Annotated in this window: 20 protein-coding genes; 15 read left to right on the top strand and 5 right to left on the bottom strand. The window is 62.0% G+C overall.

The features are described 5' to 3' along the window. Positions 1–229: 229 nt before the first annotated feature. Positions 230–2,500: a catalase/peroxidase HPI gene (gene katG, locus LVD11_RS16710; RefSeq protein ID WP_237060835.1), complete on the bottom strand. Its 2,271-nt coding sequence runs from the start codon at positions 2,498–2,500 to the stop codon at positions 230–232. Positions 2,501–2,884: 384 nt separating this feature from the next. Between katG and LVD11_RS16705 the strand changes: the two genes are divergently transcribed. The 5 genes from LVD11_RS16705 (at position 2,885) to LVD11_RS16685 (ending at position 9,193) form a co-directional block, all read left to right on the top strand. Continuing rightward, a complete protein-coding gene (locus LVD11_RS16705; protein WP_237060834.1) occupies positions 2,885–3,934 on the top strand; it encodes a T6SS phospholipase effector Tle1-like catalytic domain-containing protein in 1,050 nt (349 codons plus the stop codon). Between the two features lie 405 nt (positions 3,935–4,339). Then, positions 4,340–5,650, top strand: a complete 1,311-nt coding sequence (locus tag LVD11_RS16700; RefSeq protein WP_237060832.1) for a cytochrome c — start codon at positions 4,340–4,342, stop codon at positions 5,648–5,650. A gap of 2 nt (positions 5,651–5,652) precedes the next feature. Next, the gene (locus LVD11_RS16695) at positions 5,653–6,156 is read left to right on the top strand and encodes a (2Fe-2S)-binding protein (protein WP_237060829.1); all 504 of its coding nucleotides are present in this window, start codon (positions 5,653–5,655) and stop codon (positions 6,154–6,156) included. Next, positions 6,149–8,494, top strand: a complete 2,346-nt coding sequence (locus tag LVD11_RS16690) for a xanthine dehydrogenase family protein molybdopterin-binding subunit (protein ID WP_237060827.1) — start codon at positions 6,149–6,151, stop codon at positions 8,492–8,494. Before LVD11_RS16695 ends, LVD11_RS16690 begins: the two co-directional genes overlap by 8 nt. 24 nt (positions 8,495–8,518) lie before the next feature. Next, positions 8,519–9,193: a haloacid dehalogenase type II gene (locus LVD11_RS16685; RefSeq protein ID WP_237060825.1), complete on the top strand. Its 675-nt coding sequence runs from the start codon at positions 8,519–8,521 to the stop codon at positions 9,191–9,193. 26 nt (positions 9,194–9,219) lie between these two features. Here the strand turns inward: LVD11_RS16685 and LVD11_RS16680 are convergent, their stop codons facing one another. Then, entirely contained in the window at positions 9,220–10,791 is a 1,572-nt protein-coding gene (locus tag LVD11_RS16680; RefSeq protein ID WP_237060823.1) for a hypothetical protein, read from the bottom strand. 337 nt (positions 10,792–11,128) lie between these two features. Here LVD11_RS16680 and LVD11_RS16675 point away from each other — a divergent pair, with 337 nt between their 5' ends. The 6 genes from LVD11_RS16675 to LVD11_RS16650 all read left to right on the top strand — a co-directional run bounded on the left by LVD11_RS16675 (position 11,129) and on the right by LVD11_RS16650 (position 16,164). Next, positions 11,129–11,404: a hypothetical protein gene (locus LVD11_RS16675; protein ID WP_237060821.1), complete on the top strand. Its 276-nt coding sequence runs from the start codon at positions 11,129–11,131 to the stop codon at positions 11,402–11,404. A 153-nt stretch (positions 11,405–11,557) separates the two neighbouring features. Beyond that, complete coding sequence (locus LVD11_RS16670; protein WP_255775832.1) at positions 11,558–11,929, top strand: thiol-disulfide oxidoreductase DCC family protein; 372 nt, start codon at positions 11,558–11,560, stop codon at positions 11,927–11,929. A gap of 12 nt (positions 11,930–11,941) precedes the next feature. Further along, positions 11,942–12,604 (top strand): flavin reductase family protein, encoded by a 663-nt coding sequence (locus LVD11_RS16665; protein ID WP_237060817.1) that lies wholly within the window; start codon positions 11,942–11,944, stop codon positions 12,602–12,604. A gap of 34 nt (positions 12,605–12,638) precedes the next feature. Then, positions 12,639–13,073: a DUF4174 domain-containing protein gene (locus LVD11_RS16660; RefSeq protein WP_237060814.1), complete on the top strand. Its 435-nt coding sequence runs from the start codon at positions 12,639–12,641 to the stop codon at positions 13,071–13,073. Positions 13,074–13,636: 563 nt separating this feature from the next. Next, a complete protein-coding gene (locus LVD11_RS16655) occupies positions 13,637–14,482 on the top strand; it encodes an alpha/beta fold hydrolase (RefSeq protein ID WP_237060812.1) in 846 nt (281 codons plus the stop codon). Between the two features lie 305 nt (positions 14,483–14,787). Next, positions 14,788–16,164 (top strand): MBL fold metallo-hydrolase, encoded by a 1,377-nt coding sequence (locus LVD11_RS16650; RefSeq protein WP_237060810.1) that lies wholly within the window; start codon positions 14,788–14,790, stop codon positions 16,162–16,164. Positions 16,165–16,201: 37 nt separating this feature from the next. On the opposite strand, the gene LVD11_RS16645 is transcribed toward LVD11_RS16650, so the two are convergent. From LVD11_RS16645 to LVD11_RS16635, 3 genes are read right to left on the bottom strand one after another with little or no spacing between them, the layout of a single operon-like run. Further along, a complete protein-coding gene (locus LVD11_RS16645; protein ID WP_237060808.1) occupies positions 16,202–17,989 on the bottom strand; it encodes a SulP family inorganic anion transporter in 1,788 nt (595 codons plus the stop codon). A gap of 45 nt (positions 17,990–18,034) precedes the next feature. Beyond that, positions 18,035–18,448, bottom strand: coding sequence for a protein tyrosine phosphatase family protein (locus LVD11_RS16640; protein ID WP_237060806.1), 414 nt, complete (start codon positions 18,446–18,448; stop codon positions 18,035–18,037). Between the two features lie 50 nt (positions 18,449–18,498). Beyond that, a complete protein-coding gene (locus LVD11_RS16635; RefSeq protein WP_237060804.1) occupies positions 18,499–19,380 on the bottom strand; it encodes an MBL fold metallo-hydrolase in 882 nt (293 codons plus the stop codon). A gap of 111 nt (positions 19,381–19,491) precedes the next feature. Here LVD11_RS16635 and LVD11_RS16630 point away from each other — a divergent pair, with 111 nt between their 5' ends. The 4 genes from LVD11_RS16630 to LVD11_RS16615 all read left to right on the top strand — a co-directional run bounded on the left by LVD11_RS16630 (position 19,492) and on the right by LVD11_RS16615 (position 22,516). Continuing rightward, positions 19,492–19,806 (top strand): ArsR/SmtB family transcription factor, encoded by a 315-nt coding sequence (locus LVD11_RS16630; RefSeq protein WP_255775831.1) that lies wholly within the window; start codon positions 19,492–19,494, stop codon positions 19,804–19,806. Between the two features lie 8 nt (positions 19,807–19,814). Beyond that, positions 19,815–20,249, top strand: coding sequence for a YeeE/YedE family protein (locus LVD11_RS16625; RefSeq protein WP_237060802.1), 435 nt, complete (start codon positions 19,815–19,817; stop codon positions 20,247–20,249). Between the two features lie 3 nt (positions 20,250–20,252). Beyond that, complete coding sequence (locus tag LVD11_RS16620) at positions 20,253–20,681, top strand: YeeE/YedE family protein (protein WP_237060800.1); 429 nt, start codon at positions 20,253–20,255, stop codon at positions 20,679–20,681. Between the two features lie 104 nt (positions 20,682–20,785). Beyond that, a complete protein-coding gene (locus LVD11_RS16615; protein ID WP_237060798.1) occupies positions 20,786–22,516 on the top strand; it encodes a SulP family inorganic anion transporter in 1,731 nt (576 codons plus the stop codon). Positions 22,517–22,531 lie beyond the last annotated feature (15 nt).

Below are 22,531 nucleotides of genomic sequence, written 5' to 3'. Positions count from 1 at the left end.
AGCAGAGTTTATAACAAGGTGGTCAATGGGACGCCAACTATGCTGTGCTCCGTTGCCGCCCATTACCACTGGCGTTAAGAGTAAGACTTACCCACGTTTAGTAGACACCGATTCGCCACCAGATACAGCGCTTCTCCTTTCCGGGATCATTCAATGCCAGGACACCCTCATTCTTCCCACCCAAATATATAAATAAAGGGGCCAATCGGCCCCTTTACTGTCATATTGCTCACCTGCCAGCGGTCTGTTGCGAACCGCCCTTGGGTTTGTCGAACCGGTCCAGGTTCATCACCTTGGCCCAGGCCTCCGCGAAGTCATTTACCAAGCGCTTCTCGCCGCCCTTTGTCGCATAGACTTCGGCCACAGCCCGCAGCTCCGAGTTGGAACCAAATATCAGGTCCACCGGGGTGGCGGTCCACTTGACCTTGCCGCTCTTGCGATCCTTGCCCTCGTAGATGCCCTCGCCTTTTGAGGACTTGGACCATTCCGTATCCATCGTCAGCAGGTTCACGAAGAAGTCATTGGTCAAGGTACCGGGCTTATCGGTAAACACACCGTGCTTGACGCCGCCCGTATTGGCATCCAGGGCGCGCATGCCACCGATCAGTACGGTCATCTCCGGCACGGTGAGGGTGAGCTGGTCTGCGCGGTCGACCATCATTTCGGTCGGGGGCATGCTGTTATCCTTGCCGTAGAAATTCCGGAAGGCGTCAGCCTTGGGCTCCAGGAAGGCGATGGACTTCACTTCCGTCATCTCCTGGGTGGCATCGCTGCGACCGGGCTTAAAGGGTACTTTCACGTTGTGGCCGGCTTTTTTCGCCGCCTGCTCCACCGCTGCGGTGCCGCCCAGCACGATAACGTCCGCCAGCGATACCTTTTTGCCGCCGGATGCGGATTTGTTGAAGTTCTGCTGGATGCCCTCCAGCTTACTCAGTACCTTGCCCAGCTCCTGCGGGTCGTTCACCGGCCAGTTCTTCTGCGGTTCCAGCCGGATACGCGCCCCGTTGGCACCGCCACGCAGGTCGGAGCCGCGGAAGGTAGAGGCCGAGGCCCAGGCGGTACGGACCAGCTGCGGGATCGTGAGCCCGGAATCCAGGATCTTCGCCTTCAGCTGCTGGATATCCCCGTCACTGATCAGGTTATGATCTACTTTGGGCACCGGGTCCTGCCAGATCAGGTCTTCGTCGGGCACTTCCGGGCCCAGGTAGCGGGACTTTGGCCCCATGTCCCGGTGGGTCAGCTTGAACCAGGCTTTGGCAAAGGCCTCTTCCAGTTCCTCGGGGTTGTTCTTGAAACGCTCGGATATTTTCCGGTAAGCGGGGTCCTTTTTCAGCGCCAGGTCCGTGGTCAGCATCACCGGCGCATGACGCTTGTCGGGGTCGTGCGCATCCGGCACCAGGTTCCTGGCATTTTCATTCTTGGGTATCCACTGGATTGCCCCTGCCGGGCTCCTGACCTGTTTCCACTCGAAGTTGTAGAGGTTCTGCAGGTAATTGTTGCTCCACTTGACTGGGGTTACGGTCCAGGCGCCTTCCAGCCCGCTGGTGAAGGTGTCCTTGCCCTTGCCCTCTCCGCACTTGTTTTTCCAGCCGAATCCCTGCTCCTCGATTGGCGCTGCTGCGGGCTCGGGGCCGACACAGTCGGGCTTGACGGCGCCATGGTTCTTGCCGAAGGCATGGCCGCCGGCAATCAATGCCACAGTCTCCTCGTCGTTCATGGCCATGCGGCCAAAGGAGAGGCGAATTTTTTCCGCCGCGGCCATGGGGTCGCCACTACTGCCCGGCCCTTCAGGATTCACATAGATGAGACCCATCACCGTGGCGGCCAAGGGGTTCTGCAGCTTCCCGCCGTCCTTGAAGCGCTCTTTGTGCTCCAGCATCTTCGTCTCCGGGCCCCAGTACACCAGGTCCGGTTCCCAGTCATCCTCACGACCGCCACCGAAGCCGAAGGTCTTGAAGCCCATGGATTCCAGCGCCACATTGCCGGTGAGTACCATCAGGTCGGCCCAGGACAGCGCTTCCCCGTATTTCTGCTTGACCGGCCACAGCAGGCGTCGCGCCTTGTCCAGGTTGGCATTATCTGGCCAGCTGTTGAGCGGGTCGAAGCGCTGCTGGCCGCCACCGGCACCGCCGCGACCGTCTGCCACGCGGTAAGTGCCCGCACTGTGCCAGGCCATCCGGATCATCAGGGGCCCATAGTGGCCATAATCTGCCGGCCACCAGTCCTGTGAAGTCTTCAGCGTTTTCTCGATATCGCTCTTGACCTGCTTGAGGTCCAGGCTGTTGAAAGCTTCGGCGTAATTGAAATCGCTGCCCAGGGGGTTGGAAGCTTCGCCGTTGGCTCGCAAGGGGGACAGGTCTAGCTGGTCCGGCCACCAGAATTGGTTGGATTTCGGTTTTCCCGGTTGTGGCGGATCTTGCGCCACCACAGGGCCGGTTGACGCCAGTAACGCGAGCGCCAGCGTGACAGCCCCACACAGGGATATCGTTTTATTAGGCATGGCAGTGTCTCCTCCGGATTCGCAGTGCGGAATACCCGTAGGAAATATAAGAAAAATCCAGCGTACTGCAGCAGAAACCGGGGCAAAAAGGTAACTCGGGAAAGAATCAACGCCAATCGATGTTATTGATAAAATCAATGGGTCGATTCCCCGGAGCCAACGGTAAACGCCTGTGCTATCGGGGCAGGCCCTGATCAACGAGTATGGACACCTGTCGGGACACCGGCACCAAAACCGTAAATCACCCTCTGCTCTGCATTGATGGCAGCAGGCTATCCTGCTCCCCTCACCTGATGGCGCAGGTCAGCCCGGTCAATCTTCTAGTATTTATCCAGGCTATCCTCAACTCACGATACCAACCCTCTCGACCGGGCGGGTAATACCATGCCAAAACAGCGCCTTATCTTACTTTTCGATGGGACCTGGAATGATCCCGAGGACCAGACCAACGTCTACCAGTTCTCACGCCTGATCAGGGATTACGATGGCAGCGTGTGCCAGCGGTTTTTCTATGATCCCGGCGTCGGCACTTCCCGACGCTCCAGGTTCCGTGGTGGCGTATTTGGCTTCGGGCTTAGTGAGAACCTGCGGCAGGGGTACGACTGGCTGGCCCGGAACTACACCTCTGACGACGAGATCTGGATTCTCGGCTTCAGCCGGGGCGCGTACACAGCCAGGAGCCTGGTGGGCATGATGCGCAAGTGCGGGCTCCTGCATATTTCCACACCACAGTTGCTGAAGCGCGCGGAGCAGATATACAGGACCAAGGAATATCATCCGGATTCCTGGATATGCCAGCAGTTCAGGCGCCGGTATAGCCAGGATGTAAGGATTCATTTTATCGGGGTATGGGATACCGTCGGGAGCCTGGGAGTGCCCGGTACCTTCCTGTCCGAGAAGGGAAAATTTGCCTGGCATGATACGCAGCTATCCAAGATCGTCCGTTATGCCTATCACGCTGTTGCCCTGGATGAATTCAGGGAAGCCTACAACGTCGCACTCTGGACCCACCCTGAAGGCGATAAAAAAGTCCACCAGGAAGATGTGGAGCAACGCTGGTTTATCGGCGCTCATGCCAATGTAGGAGGGGGATACGGTGACGATCCCCTGGCGGTGATATCCCTGAAGTGGATGCGGGATAAGGCATACGACGCAGGATTAAAGCTGCATGAAGTGCGCTGTAACCAGGATGCGTGGATGTCCAACCCTGTCCCCTCTTTCGATAATTTCCTGCGCGGCGGGTACGCATTTTTCAAACGCCTCTCCCATGGTGGGACCGGGGAGTTTTACCGGCACTTTCATACCGGTGCCAGGGGGCTGCCAGCAGTCAACGTAACGGTTGACGACAGTGTCTGGCTTCGCTGGCATGGCAGTAATGGCCATTACCGGCCCAGGACCCTGACAAACGCCCGACAGTCTCCGCCTGAAGGGTAAAACTCTCCGCATTCCGCTTTAGCCTGTTTACTTGACCGGAAGAACACCATCCCGCTTTTCCTGCCCCCTGGCCAGCAGGGTTTTCAGCCGGACGATGAAGCGCTGTCAAGCATCGCTGATCGGCAGGTAGCCAATGCAACCTGCACAATAATCCAACATTATCGATAAAAATGTTGATATAGGCGCCGATTGTCGACCGAAGCGGAAGTGGCACGTATTCACCGCCCCTGCCAGTGCTATAAGGTGTCCTCGTAAGCACCAGCGCAGGTCGCGTTACACCAGCGCCAAGGGAACAGGGACTTTCCGGGTCCAGGCGCTGCCTAACAGCGCGAACTGCACCCGGTCACCAGCACCCCGCTCCTGTAACATCACCAATAAGAAGGCCACACACGGGAGCGACTACCTATGAGGAAATACCAGCCCCTCATCGCGAGCATCGTCCTTGTCGCAGGACTGGTGCTGGCGGCCTGGGAGCCATCGCTCTCAGCGGAAAGTGACGTGGACGAAGGTCGTTTCACTCCCGACCAGATAGAGCATGGCAGGGTGCTCGCAGGCATCGGCAATTGCGGTACCTGCCACACCGCATCCCCGGACAAACCCTACGCCGGCGGCGTGGACTTCCCGACACCGTTTGGCACGCTGTACGCCACCAATATCACCCCCCACCCGCAACAGGGTATCGGGGGCTGGTCCCGGGAGGCTTTTTTCCGGGCCATGCGCGAGGGGGTTTCCGCAGACGGCTCCCACCTCTACCCGGCCTTTCCCTATACCCACTTCAAAAACATCACCGACGATGACCTGGATGCGCTGTACGCCTATTTCATGACGCGGGAAGCCATCGACTACACGCCGCCAGAGAACGCGCTTCGCTTCCCGTTCAACCTGCGTTTCCTCCAGTGGGGCTGGAAACTGATGTTTTTCGACCCCGAGCCCTGGCAGCCAGACCCGGAACAGGGCCAACAATGGAACCGCGGCGCCTACCTGGCCAAAGGACTGGGGCACTGCAGTGCCTGCCACACCCCCAGGAACGCGATGGGGGCCGAGAAGCAGGACCGGGCCTATGCCGGGGCACTGGTGGACAACTGGTATGCCCCTGCCCTCGACGACAGCCAACCGGTTCCGGTGCACTGGGACAGCGACACACTCTACCAGTACCTGCGCAGCGGCCTTTCCGACTACCACGGGGTTGCCGTGGGCTCCATGGGAGAGGTGGTACACCGGGGCCTGAAGCGGGCCCCGGACAATGATATCCGCGCCCTGGCCACTTACATGGCTTCCCTGTCCGGGGATACACAGCCGGTCAATACACAGGCACGGTCCGCAGAACTTATCACCGCCGCCCAGCAGCGGGCCAGGGGGGACCTCAGCGCCGGCGAAGCCCTGTACATCGGTGCCTGTGCCGCCTGCCATTACAACTCGCCCCAGCAGCCGATGGCGGCACGCGCAGAGTTAAGCCTGAACAGCGCGGTGACCGCGGATGATCCCACCAACCTGATACGGGTGCTGCTCGAAGGTATCGGTACCGAAAGCGGGTCCCCCATCCTGGTCATGCCCGGCTACTCCGGGCTCAGCGACACGGACCTGGTTGAGCTGGCGCAATTCCTGCGGCGGCGCTCTGGCCTGCCGGAATGGAAAAACCTGCGGCAGCGGGTGGCGGAATTACGCGAATTACACCGGCAGGCGCAGGCAGGCACGGCGGAACACACGGGAGAATAGGCATGGCCACAAAATTCAAGATCAACAGCAGGCCCGTTACAGTGGACGTTCCGGGGGACACCCCGCTGCTCTGGGTCATCCGCGATGATATCGGCTTCACCGGCACCAAGTTCGGCTGCGGCATCGGCCTTTGTGGCGCCTGCACGGTGCACGTCAATGGCCGGGCCACGCGCTCCTGCATTACTCCCGTCAGTAGCGTGGCGAACACTGTGGTTACCACCATCGAGGGCCTGGCGGAGAATGGCCATCCTCTGCTGGATACCTGGGTCGAGGCCCAGACGCCGCAATGCGGATACTGCCAGCCCGGCCAGATCATGCAGGCGGCCGCCATGCTCCGGGACTTCCCCGACCCCACCGATGAACAGATCGACCAGGTAATGAGCGGTAACCTGTGCCGATGTATGGCCTATGTTCGTATCCGCGAGGCAATCAGGATGGCCGCGCGCCGTATGCAGGCCGGTGTGCCGGACGACGAGGGCAACACCCGGGAGGCCAGCCATGCTTAAGTACCTGACTGGTAACAATGCTGCGCCATCCGGTGATCGGCACGAAGCGGGACAGGCAACGGACCTGCCCTCCCCCGGGCGCCGGGGTTTCCTTATCGGCATGGCCGGTGCCGCCCTGACGCTGGCCTTCGCCCGCTCACCGCAGGGGCTCGCGAACCCGGCGAAGGCCGTGGCCGAGGGGGCCTTCGAGCCCACCGTGTGGTACCAGATCCAGCCGGACGGACGCATCATCGTCAATATTGCCAAGGCGGAAATGGGCCAGCATATCGGTACCGCGCTGGCACGGATCGTCGCGGACGAACTGGAGGCCGACTGGGCACAGGTGGAGCTGCATCATGTGGACAGCGATCCCAAGTGGGGCTACATGGTGACCGGCGGCAGCTGGTCTGTATGGCAGAGCTTCACCCCCATGAGCCACGCAGGCGCCGCCGGCCGCCAGGTGCTGATCGAGGAAGGCGCCAGGAAACTCGGCGTGTCCCCGGATCAGTGCCGGGCACGCAACAGCCGGGTTATCGCCGGCGACCGCTCCATCAGTTACGCCGATATTGTCAGCGACGGCAATATCAGCCGCAGCTTTACCGACGAGCAGCTGAAGCAGATGCCCATCAAACCGCCGTCGGAGCGCCGCGTGATCGGCGGCCAGGCCCGTGCGCTGGATATTCCCGGCAAGACCGACGGCAGCACCCTGTACGGCCTCGACGCAAAACTTGATGGCATGGTCTACGGCCGCCCCATCATTCCCCCGACCCGTTATGGATCAGCCATCAACGGCATCGACGACAGTGCCGCGAAAAAGATCCCGGGTTACCGCCAGACCATCACGCTGGAGGACCCTTCCGGCACGGTGCCGGGCTGGGCCATGGTGATTGCCGACAGTTTCCACGCCGCCAACCAGGCGGTGCAACGCGTCAAGGTGGACTGGGCTCCCGGCAAGACTTCCGGCGTGGATGAACAGGCACTGCTCGACCATGGGCGCGAGCTGATCGGCGCCGCCGACCAGGGTACCCTGGTACTGGACGAGGGAAACGTGGACCAGGCGTTCAGCGATGCCGCCGATATACTGGAACCCGAGTACATCACGCACGGGGTACTGCACTTCCAGCTGGAGCCGGTAAATGCGATCGCACAGGAGAAAGACGGCCGCTGGGAGATACATACCGGTAACCAGTGGCAATCGTTGATCCTGCCCATCCTGTCGAAGGCGCTCGGGGTTCCCGAGAAACACATTGTCATGCGCACCTATATGCTCGGCGGGGGATTCGGCCGGCGCCTGAATGGCGATTACGCCGTACCCGCGGCCCTGGCGGCCAAGGCACTGGGGCGGCCGGTGAAAATGGTCCTGACCCGCGAGGATGACGCGCGCTTCGACTCTATCCGCTCGCCCTCGGTACAGCGGGTGCGGATGGCGTTCGACAGCCAGGGCAAGATCACCGCCATGGAGCACCACGCCACCGCCGGCTGGCCCACCCAGGTAATGGCCCCGGGCTTTATGGCCGATGGTGTCAATGGCAAGTACGATCCCTTCGCGATCCAGGGCGCCCTGCACTGGTACAGCATGGACGGGCACCGGGTCCGGGCGATTTCCAACGACCTGGCCAACGACACCTTCAGGCCCGGCTGGCTGCGGTCGGTGGGCTCCGGCTGGGTCAATTGGGCGCTGGAGAGCGCAATCGACGAGGCCGCCCACAAGGCCGGCGAGGATCCCCTGGAATTCCGCCTGCGGCGCCTCAAGGCCGAGGGCAGGAATGCCGGCAGTGCCCCCAACTCGGTCGGCGGTGCGGCGCGCCAGGCCAATGTGCTGCGGAGGGTGCGGGAAATTTCTGGCTGGGGCGATGACATGCCCGCGGACACCGGTCTGGGCGTGGCTGCCACGTACGGGCAGGAACGCAATATGCCCACCTGGACCGCCTGCGTTGCGCGGGTCCGCGTCGATCGGGAGACCGGCAAGCCCACTGTGGAAAAGCTCACACTGGTCACCGATGCCGGTACTATCGTGCATCCCGACGGTGCCCGGGCCCAGGTGGAGGGCGCGGCGCTGTGGGGCATGAGCATGGCACTTTGCGAAGGTACCACGTTTAAAGAGGGCAACGTGGCGGACACCAACCTGAATACCTATACCCCCCTGCGTATGCGTGATGTCCCGGAGATTGAACAGGAGTTTGTCGACAGCACGGAAACCGCCGTGGGCCTGGGCGAACCGGCCACCACCGTAGTCGGCCCGGCGATCGGCAATGCCATCTTCGCTGCCGTGGGCGTGCGTATGCGGGAGATCCCGATCCGTCCCGCTGCACTGCTGGCGGAACTGCGGGGCAAATCCGATGCCGAGGGTGCCAGCTAAATGTGCTGAAGAGTGGGAGCTGCGATGTCTGACCGCGTTATTTTTTTTGATGTGATAGAGACCCTGTTCTCGCTGTCTCCCTTGCGCGACCGGTTTACCGAACTGGGCCTGCCCGGGCAGAGCGCACCGCTGTTTTTCGCGCAGCTGCTACGGGATGCGTTTGCACTGTCCGCCACTGGCCAGTTCCAGCCCTTCCCGGCGATTGCCCGCGCCACCCTGGAAGTGCTGTTTGCCAACCAGGGACTTCCGATGGACGAGAAGCACATTAAACCCATCCTCGGTGAATTTTCCCGCCTGCCAGCACACCCGGATGTCCGCCCTGCCCTGGAGCGGGTCCACGCATCCCGGGACACACGGGCTATCCTGCTGACCAATGGCTCGCGGGAGAATACGGAGGGCCTGGTGCAGCGCGCGGGGCTGGCGCCGCTGGTGGACGATATCCTCTCGATCGAGGCGCTGCAGGTCTGGAAGCCGATGGCGGACGTCTACCGCCAGGCCGCCGCAAAGGCCGGAACTACACCTGCGCAGGCCACCCTGATTGCCGCCCACGCATGGGACACCAACGGCGCGCTGGCTGCGGGGCTCAGGGCAGTCTGGGTACGGCGCCAGGACGCCGCCTACCATGCCCTGATGGCACCGCCCCTGGCCCTGGCCGACAACCTGGAGCAGGCCGTCGAGGCGGCCCTGGACGCAGGTTAACCCCACACATTCCCCCCAAGCCCGAATCAATACCCGGGCTTCAGGCACTCAAACTCCCCCGGGGGTTGGCTGCCGGGCTTGGCATTCAGCAACAGGAAGCTCATCACGTGCAGGTGCTCAAAGCGGGACTCGTACGGGGGAAAACTGTCCACGCCGTGCGGAAAGGCGTTCAGGTGGCACCGGGCACAGCTGAACCCTTTCTGCGTGTAGGTTTCCAGGGTGGTGTTCACCAGGTTCTGTACATTCGAGTGCTGGGGCCCGGGGATACCAGGCCCCAGGCGCGGGTTGGGCTCACGCAGGTTCTTGTTCTGGGTACCGATCAGCTGGTAGTAAGACCAGACGCTGTCCCTCAACAGTGCCTGGTACTTGTAATTGACCAGCTGCACATCCGGTGGGATGGGTGTTACCCGGGAAACATTGACCATTTCCCGCTCATCGCGGGGCAGCAGGTCTTCGCCGGCTTTATAGGCCGCCGGAATCACATTGGCCACCCCGCCCTCACCGTTCACCTCGTAACCATTGGGATACCTGGCCGGCCTGCCGTTCTCGCCCCCGGGGTTAAGCGCCGGCCGCGCGGGTTTCGGCAGTGGGTCGAAAAGTTTCCTGCCGATCTTCACGTTGTCGATATGCTCGAAGGTGGACGGCAGGTGGCCGAAGGGCGTCACCCGGTGGATATGGAATCCCACCAGGCCCATGAGGGTTGGTTCACTCAGGGAGCCATCGGGCAACGGGAACTGCAGCACCCGGCGGAAATAGCGACCGGGGACATCCGCATCCTCGCCTTCGGTCTTCAATACCTTCCAGGCTGCCTTCACCTCGGTCATGCCCTGCTGCGCCCAGGGTGGCAGGGGATCGATAAAGAACTCGGTACCGTCGGGGACCGGCTGGAAAAACCGGCTGGCCCGGTCCCCGGGATGCATGGCCTGTGGTGGCGCTGCATTCCTGGCGTTGGCGTACTTGATGTACTTGCCGACTGCCCGCGTCTGGATATCGGCATCGTAGTAACCGAACTGCTTGATATAGGTGAAATACGGCTGGCTCTGGGTCACCTCCACCCGCAGGTAACGCTGGTTCTGGTCCACCACCGGGCCGGTAGGGACATTGGCATTGGTATAGGGCTGGTTGATACCGGGCGCGAATGGCTTACCGTAGGCATAGTCGCCCACGTAACAGGGCGGCGTCGACACACGCTGCAGCCCGGTAAAGTCCGGCTGGCCCCACACCACCGGCCACTGCTGCGGATGCACGAACACCGTCTCCGGGGACATGTAGGTCTCCCAGACAACCACCCGCTCGGGATCTGGCGTGTTGGAGATTGGGGCGAGGCGCGCCCGCGGGTCCGGCTCGCCACGCAGGCCGCCCTCCCGATAGGGCCAGTTCAGGGCAATAAAGCTCTGCCAGGCAAACTCGTAGATGTCCTGCTGGGTCGGTTCATCGGGCGGGGTATGGCCGGGGTCAGCCGGCCGGAAACGCTGGTTGACGTCAAAAGGCATGATCCAGGGCCTGTCCAGCAGTAGTGACTCTGCGGCAACAGGAGGTGAGGCCGCCGCTACTCCCAGAACCAATACCAACCAACCAAACTGTGCCGCCCTGTTCATACGCCGACTACTCCCTGCTTCACCTGGACTGCAACTGGCGCCCCACAGTTAAAGACTAGATCGGGATCGTCACCCTTCCTCATGGCCGGGCGCCATTGGCGTGCTTTTATCCCAGGAGACGCCACTGACAGACTGACAGAAGGACTGCCAGGCTGGCCTCGCTTTCATTTTGCCTACAGCCACCCTGTTACTTACACTGAGCGCCCCGATGGATTTACAGTGCCGGGCAAGTTGCTTTGCGCCCGGCCGGGCCTCGATTGCAGCAACGAATCAATTAGCCATGCGACAACAACCAGCAAAAACTACCGCACAGCCGAAAATTCAGCGGGCCCTGTATATGGCCGTTATTCCCGTGGCAGCGGCAGCCGGGCACCTGGTGAGTTCGTTTTTTGGCGCAGGTGAAGTATCCGTCGCCCCCGCCTTCGCCCTGCTGACGTTTCTGGCCAGTCTCATTGTGTTTGTGGCCAGCTACTGGCTCTATGGCCGGTCGGAACAGACCAGCTATCGGGCCGCCGGCTCCAAACCCCTGCGCCGGGCGGCCTCGCCGGTACTGTGGATGCCGGTGATTGTTGCGCTGCTGGCCACTGTTGCCCACCTGCTGAACCAGTCCTGACGGCAAACAGGCCGGCGGATTCCGGGTGATCCCGACTATACTGGCGTACGTAGCAACGCTGGTGGAAGCGCAGGTGGAAGCGCAGGTAGAAGCGCAGGTGGAAAGGATCGGCAGCAAGAACGCGGGGATACCTTGACCGGCAACAGGTTCACAATGTTTTACGATGGAGGCTGCCCGCTGTGCATGCGGGAGATCCGACACCTGCGCCGCTGGGACACCCACCACCGCGTGAACTTTGTGGACATCAATTCCCCTGGCTTCCCGGAGCGCTACCCGCAGGTGGACCGCGAACGCGCGATGGCGGTACTGCATGCCCAAATGCCTGACGGGCGGGTGATCACCGGTCTCGATGTGACTGTGGAGGCCTGGTCCCGCGTGGGCAAGGGACACTGGGTGCGGTGGTTGCGCTGGAGACCGATCCGCCCTCTCAGTAACCTGTCCTATCGCCTGTTTGCCCGGCACCGGGACCGCATCGCACGACTCCTGACCGGGCAATGCCGCTGCCCCGACGACCACTGCAGATAACCGGGAGATCCATTGGAGTTCACCAGACACTGGCACCGCGCTGATTTCGACCAACTGGACAAACTGTACCGGGTGAACCTGGTCAACAGCTTGTCCGGCTTCAAGAGCGCCAACCTGATCGGTACGGTCGACGCCGCCGGGAACGCCAACCTGGCCATGTTCAGCTCGCTGGTGCACCTGGGCGCAAATCCTCCGCTGGTGGCGTTTATCAACCGACCGGACAGTGTCGAGCGCCACACGCTGGACAATATCCTCGCCACTGGATGGTTTACGGTAAACCAGGTGAACAACGCTATCTGGCAACAATCCCACCAGACTTCGGCCCGCTACCCACGGGAGGTTTCCGAGTTTGATGCCACCGGCCTGCACACCGCGCCCTGCCCTGTGTGCCCTGCGCCTTTCGTGGCCGAGAGCCGCCTGCGCTATGCCTGCCGGCTGGTGGAGCACCAGACCCTGCGGGTCAATGGCACCGTGATGGTCATCGGCGAGATCGAGTACCTGGAGACTGACGAGGCGGCCATCGCGAAAGACGGCTATATCGATATCGAGCGCCTTGGCACGGTGGCGGTGAGCGGCCTGGACAGCTACCACCGCACGCGGCGCCTGGACCGGCTGCAGTACGCCAAGCCGGACCGGCCGGTGCGCCCGCTGGGCAGTGCAGGCAACCGGGACTAACATTGCGCTGACAGCTCATATGCGAGGAGGCGGTGTGAACAAATCAATCTTACTGATGGGCGCCGTGCTGGCACTGTTGCTGGCAGCCGGAGCTGCCGCCAGTCCCCCACCGCTCAAGGACCTGTCGTCGCTCGTGTGGCAGAAGCGGGTACTACTGATTCGCGGCGACCCCGCCACTGCCGGTTACCCGCAGCGGCTGCGTGAGGCGCGCGTCGAAATAGCCGAGCGCGACCTGGTGTGGTTTCGGCTGACCCCACCGGCGATCGAGACCAACTATGCCGGACCGCTGGCACCCGGGTTCGGAGAGGCCCTGGCACAGCGCTATTTTGGCGACGAAATCCCCGGTGCCACAGTGGTCCTGATCGGCAAGGACGGGACGGTGAAGGTGCGCTACCGGAAACTCGACCTTGAGGGACTCTTCGAACGTATCGACAGTATGCCCATGCGCCAACAGGAGATACGACCGTAGCGGACCCGATAGCGCCGCCCGGATGCCGACCGGGTTGCATTGCGTTGCCCGGCGCTCCACTGGCGCGGCCAATCACCGTTTGGCCTGAACAGCCACACAGTGCCCTGCCAACTGGTCCAGCTCGCGCTGGGGATCGTCATCGGTACGCGGCCCGATGCCAGGGTGTTGCTGTATTTCGTGCTCGCTGCGTTGACAGGCTTACTGCTACCTGAAACTGTCAACTACATTAAGCACTACGGGCCCTGCCGCGGGCAGCTGGCATACGGTCGTAACGGAGGGGTGACGCCGGCGCACTCCTGGAACGCCAACCACCTGGTTGGGCACCTGTCGCTGTTTGAGCTGTCGCGCCACTCCGATCATCATTTCCGCGCGAGCCGCTAACACCCGGTACTTCGCTACCACAACGGCAACCCGCAGATGCCCACCGGCTGTCCCGGCATGATGCTGCTGGCAGCCGTGCCCGTGCTCTGGTTCCGGGTAATGGACCGGCGGCTGCAGCAGAACAGGCAACCGGTAACCGGACCCGATATCATGTCGAAAATACACAGAGAAAGGATGCAGCCATGCCAGTCGTTCAGAGAGACAGCCTCGCCCTTCACTACGAGATCCAGGGCAGCGGGCCCGCCCTGGTACTTCTCCATAGTTTCCTGTGCTCGGGCGCCATGTGGCGCGAGCAGGTGGAGGCCCTTGCAGAGCACTACACCGTCATCACCGTGGATATTCGCGGCCACGGCAAGTCATCAGTACCGCAGCAACCATTCAACCTCTACGACCTGATGGAGGACGCGCTCGCGGTGCTGGACCGCGAGGGGATCGACAGCGCCGTCTGGGCGGGCCTCTCCATCGGCGGCATGATCGCACTACGGGCGGCAGTCAAGGCACCACAGCGCGTCGGTGGCCTTATCCTTATGGATACCCACGCGGGGCCGGAAAAAATGCTCAAACAGATGCGTTACCGCCTCATGGTTCTCGCGGCGCGCATCTTCGGGATCCGGTTGCTGTTACCGCAGGTAAACAAGCTGATGTTCGGTAACTTCACGCTCGTCAACAAGCGCGACCTGGTCAATGAATGGCAGGAAGAATTTGCCCGCGTGCCCATGCCTACCATTGCCCACGGCGTCAATGCCCTCTGCAGGCGCGACTCACTGCTTTCCCGACTGGGACTGATAGACAAGCCGACACTTGTGATCGTCGGCGACGACGATCGCTCCCTGCCGCCACACCTGTCCAGGGAAATTGCCGACGGTATCGAGGGGGCGCGACTGGAGATGATCGCCAAGGCCGGGCACCTGACGGCACTGGAACAGCCACAAGCGGTCAACGAAATGATGCTCGAGTTCCTCCGGAAAATCGACGCGGGGGAAGCGACGTCCTCGGCGAGCGAAAATTCCACGCCGGAACATTCCTAGGCTCCCCGCGCGAGTCACCCGGGCCCTTCATGCTGGCGGGCCCTTTTCATTGTATTTTTCAATCGCCCTGATTGCCGGGTGTATGGGAGCGGCCATACGGGGACGGTCTCCAGCAACGCTTTAAGCTGGCAGGGCAGTAATTCGCAGCGTGTCCCGACGCCTGCATTAAACTTTTACATCGACTCTTCGGGAAAATTTTTCTGTTTGCACATGCTCCCTGCAGTTTATTAGGCTACTGGGCACATTCTCCGCGGGCGAGTTCGCACCGTCCGCGAACCCGACACCGACCACTTACTGGAGGTCCAATGTTTGTCGAATCCATCAAGTCACCCGGCCTGGCACAGATTTCCTACCTGATCGGCGATGGCAGCGAAGCAGCTGTCATTGACCCGCGCCGCGACTGCGAAATCTACGCAAAAATTGCCCGCGAAAAAGGGTGCCGCATCACCCATATTTTCGAGACCCACCGCAACGAGGACCTCATTTCCGGCGCCCCCATCCTGTCGGACATCACCGGCGCACCGGTTCACCACGGCCCCAATCCCGCAGATGAAGTCGTCTATGCCGACACCGTTCGTGAGGGCGACTCCTTTTCCTTCGGCCAGATGCGGGTTGTGGTGCTGGAAACGCCGGGACACACCGACGACAGCCTCTCGTTTGCAATTTACGACGACAACTTCGGCGATGAAGCAGTGGGCGTGTTTACCGGCGATGCGCTATTTGTCGGCGACGTCGGGCGCACGGACTTTTATCCCGATCGCGCCGAGGAGGTGGCCGGCAACCTCTACGACAGCCTGAAGAAAATTACTGGGCTTGGCGACCAGGCGATTGTCTACCCGGCTCACGGCGCCGGTTCTGTATGCGGCGACAATATGGCCGACCGGGATTTTTCCACGATTGGTTATGAGCGCCGGAACAACCCGATGCTGGGAATCGAAAAGCGGGACGAGTTCGTAAAGCGTAAAGTCAATGAGCACCACTACCAGCCGCCCTATTTCCGTGTAATGGAGCGCCTGAATCTCGAGGGCGCCGCGCCCGTCGCATCCGTCGTTACCCCCCGGGTGCTGGACATGCAGGCGTTCGAGGAGCTGTCCCGCAAGGCGACGCTGGTGGATGTCCGGGGCATCGCGCCTTTCCTCGGTGCCCATATTCCCGGCAGCCTCGCCCTGCCCGTGGATATGATCACGGCCTTTGCCGGCTGGTTCCTGGATGAAAACGATGAGCTGATACTGGTTGCGGACAGTGCGGCCCAGGCTGAAGAGGCAGCCCGTAACCTGGCGCGTATTGGCTACGACTGCATCCTCGGCTACCTGGATGCCGCCATGCCCGGCTGGGCGGCAGGTGCGCGCCCTTTCGAACGCGTGCAGGTAATCGACGCGGATGACGTGCAGAAAAGGATCGACAAGGGCGAAGACAACTGGGCCCTGCTGGATGTACGTGGCAAGGGCGAAGTGGAACAGGGCATCATCAAGGGTGCCGAGACGATCTATGCAGGCAAACTGCCACAGGAGATGGACAAGCTTGCCCGGGACCGGCATTACACCGTCATGTGCGCCAGCGGTGCCCGGGCCACTGTCGCCGCGTCGGTGTTGCTACGCGCCGGTTTCCAGAATGTCGATGTGTTCCTGGGCTCCATGGGCGCCTGGCGGTCAGCCGGCCACGAGGTTGTCGCGCCCGGCTGAGCCCCGGGTCTGCTGCAGTGGCCAGCGGCTCCCGGCTTCAGGCCGATTCGGAGCCCGCTGCCGCTGCGGCGGCCAGATCGCGGGATGCCGACCCGCTCGCCACCTGGGCACGGGCCGCATTAAAGGCCTGGAACTGCGTCAGGTAAACCTTACCGGACAGGTGGGCGAGGAAACCGGTGCGCTTCAGGCTGTCCATCACCGGGCCCTTCACCTCCGAGAGGTGCAAGCGGATGCCCAGCTCATCCAGCCGGTGGTTGAGGGCCTCCAGCACTTCCAGGGCACTCCAGTCGATCTCGTTGATGGCGCTGCACATCAGGATCACATGGCGCACCTGCCGGTTTACCGCCAGGTCGCTGTAAATGCGCTCTTCCAGGAAAGCTGCGTTGGAAAACATCAGGCTCTCGTCAACACGGATGGTGAGGATCTCCGGCACCGTCAGCACCCTGTGCCGCCGGATGTTGCGAAAATGCTCGGTGCCTTCAACCAGGCCCACCTCGGCAATATGCGGCTTGGAGGTCCGGAAGAGGAACAGGGCCACTGATGCACCCACGCCACAGGAGACCCCTGCCTCCACACCAAAGAGCAAGGTCACCACGATGGTGATCGACACCGCAAAAAAGTCGCTGCGGCTGAAATGCCAGGTCTTGCGCAAGATGGAGAAATCAACGAGGGTAAGGACCGCGACGATAATGGTCGCCGCCAGCGTGGCCTTGGGCAGGTAATAGAGATAGGGCGTCAGGAACATCGCCGCCAGGGCAATGCCAACCGCCGTCATGATGCTGGCCATCTGTGTCACGGCACCCGCATCGAAGTTGACCACCGAGCGGGAAAAACCGCCGGTTACCGGGAAACCACCGGAGAGGCCCGCCCCCAGGTTGGCGGCGCCGAGCCCAACCAGTTCCTGGTTTACATCGATTTTCTCACGCCGCTTCGCCGCCAGGGTCTTGCCCACCGACACCGATTCCACATAGCCGATGATGGAAATCATGATGGCCGGAACCCAGAGTGCCTGCACCAGCTCCAGCGAGGGAAAAGGAACGGATAAATCGGGCAGTCCGCCGGGAATCCGGCCCACCAGGGCCACGCCCCTTTCCTCGAAACCAAACTGGGCGGCAACTGCAATAGTGGCGATCACCCCCACCACCGGGGCAGCCTTTACCAGCATGCCTGCCGCGTGGTCCGAAATCGGCAGTTTACCCAGTAACCGCACGGCGCCAGCGCGCGACCAGAGCAGGAAAGCGACCACCGCCACACCTGTGCCCAGGGTATAGGGGTTCACGCTGTCGAGCCCATGCACCAGGGAAGCCGCCATCTTCGTGACCGTATCGCCCTGGGCATTGATACCCAGCAGATGCTCCAATTGGCTGAGCGCTATTAACAGGCCAGAGGCGGTGATGAACCCCGAGATCACGGGGTGTGAAAGGAAATTGGCCAGGAAACCCAGCCGCAATATTCCCATGAGGGCCAGGAACAAACCTGACAGAATGGCCAGCACCGCCGCAGCCAGCAGATAATCCCCGGTGCCCTGCACCGCCACTTCACCCAGGGCCGCCGCACTCATCAGGGACGCTACCGCCACCGGACCCACCGACAGGGTCCTGCTGGTCCCGAATACCGCGTAAGCAACCAGGGGTACCATACTCGCGTACAGCCCCACCTGGGCCGGCAGGCCCGCCAGCAGCGCGTACGCCAGCGACTGCGGGATCAGCATGATGGTGACAATTATCGCGGCGAGAAAATCCCGGCTGAAACTTGTGCCATCGTAGTCTCGCAGCCACTGGAGAATTGGCAGGTACTTGGAAAGAAAGTTCGGCCCGTTTTGCATGTTCCGGATAATCCGCTATTGATGTTCGACGAATCGCACCGCAGCTCAGGGCGCAAAGGTTGCGACTACGCCGGACACGTCGTAGCCGGCGGCACGTGCTTGCTCCAGTAAATCCCGCGGGTCCTCTCCGGCCAGGCACTTTGCCCCCGCCCAGAGGTTGGAGGAGCGATTACCGGTGCGGCAGAACGCATGGATACGTTGCCCACCGGACAGCACCCGCTGGAATTCCTCGCAGTGTGCGCGGGTCATCTGGCCACGCGCAAAAGGAATGGCCACAAAATCCATGCCCTGCTCCCGGGCTGCTTTTTCGAGCTCGGCAAAGCTAGGCTGGTCTTCGGCTTCGGTCTCGGTACGGTTGCAGACCACCACCTGCACACCCGCATCCGCCAGTTGCGACATGGCGTCCGGGCCACACTGGTCAGAGACGCTGACCTGCGCATCGAGTTGCTTGACTTCCATGGATACCTCCATAGGCGGGCACATGGCCCGCCGGAAATTATGGTTTACGGTTACTGCAGTGTATTCACCGGCACTTTCAGGTAGACGACGCCATTGTCCTCGGCCGGCGGCATCTGGCCCGCACGGATATTGACCTGGATCGACGGGATAATCAGGCGCGGCATACCCAGCGTCGCGTCGCGCTCTGTGCGCATTTTCACGAACTCGTCCTCAGTGACGCCGTCGCGCAGGTGGATATTGCTGCGTCGCTGCTCGCCGACCGTCGTCTCGCACTGGTGCTGTCGCTCCCCCTTCGGCGGGTAGTCATGGCACATGAACATACGGGTCTCTTCCGGCAGTTCCAGCAGATGCTTGACCGAGTGATACAGCTTGCGTGCATCCCCGCCCGGAAAATCACAGCGCGCACTGCCTACATCCGGCATAAACAGGGTATCCCCCACAAACAGCGCATCGCCGATCAGCCACGCCATATCCGCCGGGGTATGCCCGGGAGAGTAGATTACCCGGCCTTCGAGGTCCCCGATTGTGAATGTGTCGCCATCGTGAAACAGGTGATCAAACTGGCTGCCGTCCACCAGGAACTGTTTTTCCAGATTGAATACATCACGGAAGATGGTCTGTACTTCACGGATATGGTCACCGATAGCAATTTTCCCGCCCAGCTGGTCGCGAATATAGGGAGCCGCGGCCAGGTGGTCTGCATGGGCATGGGTCTCCAGGATCCACTCCACCGTCAACTGCTCGGCACGCACGAACTCGATGATCTCGTCGGCACCTTCGGTACTGGTCCGGCCAGAGGGCGCATCAAAGTTGAGCACGGCATCAACCACTGCCGCAGACCCGCCGGCTCGGTCGTAAACGACATAGCTCCAGGTCTCGGTATCCGGATCCAGGAACGGCTTGACGAGGGGTCGATTTGAACTGGCAGTCATTACTGGCCTCCAACTAACTTCTGGGTTACAGCAACAATATACTTTTCAATATATTATAAATCAATATAATATAATCCCGTTAATCATTGTGGCAGCCAGTTGGAAGATCCCATGCCCGATACATCCTCGATCAGCCTCGACAAGATGCGCGCCTCGGCGGGGGATGCCTCTGCCTTGCTGCGCTCCCTGGGCAATCCTGACCGGCTGTTGCTGATGTGCCAGCTGAGCCAGGAAGAGCTCTGCGTGGGCGACCTGGAAGAGCGGCTGGACATCCGCCAGCCAAGCCTGTCGCAGCAGCTGGGCGTGCTGCGGCGCGAGGGCCTGGTCATTACCCGGCGGGAAGGCAAGCATGTGTTCTATCGCATAGCCGACCCGAAGGTCCTGACACTGCTGCAAACCCTGTATGAACTTTACTGTGCGGAGTAACCCAATCCATGACTATTGACTGGAATGCCTTTACCCCCTGGTCAGCGCTTGCCGGCGGCGCGCTGATTGGCCTGGCAAGCGCGCTGCTGCTGCTGGCCAATGGCCGTATCGCCGGCATCTCCGGCATCCTCGGCGGGCTGCTGGCGCGCCAGGCAGGAGAAACCAGCTGGCGACTTGCATTTACCGTCGGCCTGCTGGCTATCCCCTCCCTGTGGCTGCTGTTCGCGCAACTGCCGCCAATCCATATCGAGGCTGGCTACCCGGTGCTGGTCGCGGCTGGCCTGCTGGTCGGCATCGGCACCCGCTATGGCTCGGGCTGCACCAGCGGCCACGGCGTCTGCGGCCTGTCCCGGCTGTCCCCACGGTCGCTGGTCGCCACACTGTGTTTCATGGGCGCCGGCTTTGCCACCGTCTTCGCTGTCCGCCACCTGCTGGGAGCCTGATCCATGAACAAGACAACCATTACTGCCTTCGCTGCCGGCCTGGTTTTCGGTCTCGGCCTGCTGCTCTCCGGCATGGCCAACCCCGAAAAGGTACTGGCCTTTCTCGACCTCGCGGGTAACTGGGACCCCTCACTGGCACTGGTAATGGCCGGAGCCATTGCCGTTGGACTGCCGGTGTTCACCTGGGCGAAAGGGCGGCAGAAATCCCTGCTGGACGAGCCGCTGAAGATACCGACGAGCAACGATATCGACCGGCCACTGGTCGTCGGCAGCCTGCTGTTCGGTGCCGGCTGGGGGCTCGCAGGTTTCTGCCCCGGTCCGGCGGTGGTTGCCACCGGCGCGGGCGAGCTCAAGGCCGTGGTATTCACCCTGGCCATGCTGGTGGGCATGACTGCTTTCCAGGCATTACAACGGCAGCCCCAGCCCGCCTGATAAAGGCCGCTGCCTTCACCCGGGGATCAGGTCTATCTTTGCAGTGGGACTGCGGTAAAGCACCTGGTTCCCCGGGTACCGACAGATAACGGGACAGCGGCAGCATGCGGGCGAGCACACTCGTACCCAATTGGTTGAGAAACTACGAGCGCCAGTGGCTGGCGGGGGATACGCTCGCCGCCGTACTGGCCACCATGATGATTGTCCCCCAGGCCCTGGCGTACGCCGCGCTGGCCGGCCTGCCCCCCCACATCGGCCTTTACGCGAGCCTGCTGCCCCTGCTGGGATACGCCATCTTCGGAACCAGTTCTGTACTGTCCGTGGGGCCGGTCGCTGTACTGGCGCTGATGACCGCCTCCGCCCTCACCCCCCTGGCCACGCCCGGCAGCCCGGACTGGATCCTCGGGGCAATCACCCTGACTGCCCTGAGCGGCATCTTCCTGTTCATGATGGGCCTGCTGCGTATGGGGGCCCTGGCCAACATGCTCTCCCACCCGGTGATCCACGGGTTCGTGTCCGGCGCCGCCACACTGATCATCATCGGCCAGCTGGGTCCCCTGCTGGGTATTGAAGCCGAAGGCGACACCGCACTGGAGATGATGCCGGAGACCGTCGAGCAGTTGCCCTATATCGTCTCCCCCGGCACGATGGTGGGTATCGCGGCGCTGCTCCTGCTCGGTGCGGCACGCCTGTGGCTGTCTTATTTGCTGCGCCGGGCCGGCGTGAAGAAGAAACGCGCCAAACTTATCGCGCGCCTGGCCCCGATGGTGGTTGTGGCGGTGGCGATCGCGCTTTCCTGGACACTGGAGTGGGACCGGCAGATGGCCGTCGTGGGCGCGATCCCCGCCGGCCTGCCGGAAATCGGGCTACCGGCACCGGACTGGGGCATGACTTTCAGCCTGCTGCTACCGGCGCTGATCATTGCCCTCCTGGGATTTGTCGAAAGCCTCTCCATTGCCCATGCAATTGCCCTGCGCCGGCGCGAGCGGCTGGACCCGGATGCGGAACTACGGGGACTGGGTGCGGCCAACCTTTTCAGTGCTTTTTCCGGCGGCTTTGCCGTGACCGGCAGCTTCGCCCGCACTGCGATCAACGAGGAGGGTGGCGCCAGGTCACCATTAAGCGGGGTAATCGCGGCCGCCATCCTGGCCCTGGTCCTCCTGTATGCCACTACCCCCTTCGAAATGTTGCCCCTGAGCGTACTCGCGGCCACCATCATCGTGGCCGCCAGCAGCCTGATCGACATTTCCGGGTTCCTGCATAACTGGCGCTACGACCGCACCGATGGCCTGGCGATGGCCGGCACCTTTCTCGGGGTGGTCCTGTTCGGCGTGGAAGCCGGTATCGGTATTGGGATAGGGCTCTCCTTTGCCACCCTGATCTGGCGCACCAGCCGGCCACACATCGCCGTGGTGGGCCGGGTTCCCGGCACCGAGCATTTTCGCAACGTCCTGCGGCACACGGTCAAGACACAGCCGGGAATTCTCTTCGTGCGTATCGACGAAAGCCTGTTTTTCAGCAATATCAATGCCGTGGAGGAGCGGCTGATGGCCGAACTGAAGCGTAACCGGGAGACCCGTGACCTGGTGCTGATCCTGTCTTCGGTCAGCCGGATCGACGGTACCGCGCTGGAGCGATTACAGCAGATCAACCGCGACCTGCTTGCGCGGGACATCCAGCTGCACCTGGCGGAGGTCAAAGGCCCGGTACTGGACCGCCTCAGCCGCTCCCGCTTCCTGGCACAACTGAGTGGTCGTGTATTTCTCTCTTCCTATATCGCCGAACTGGCGCTGCGCCGGCGCGACCGGCAGGGTGACAGCACCGCCCCCGCCTGAGCACTGTACCCACCG

The organism is Microbulbifer sediminum (assembly GCF_021729035.1).
GTDB lineage: Bacteria > Pseudomonadota > Gammaproteobacteria > Pseudomonadales > Cellvibrionaceae > Microbulbifer > Microbulbifer sediminum.
Note: the sequence above shows the minus strand (reverse complement) of the source record. Positions and strands in the feature narration are given on the sequence as shown.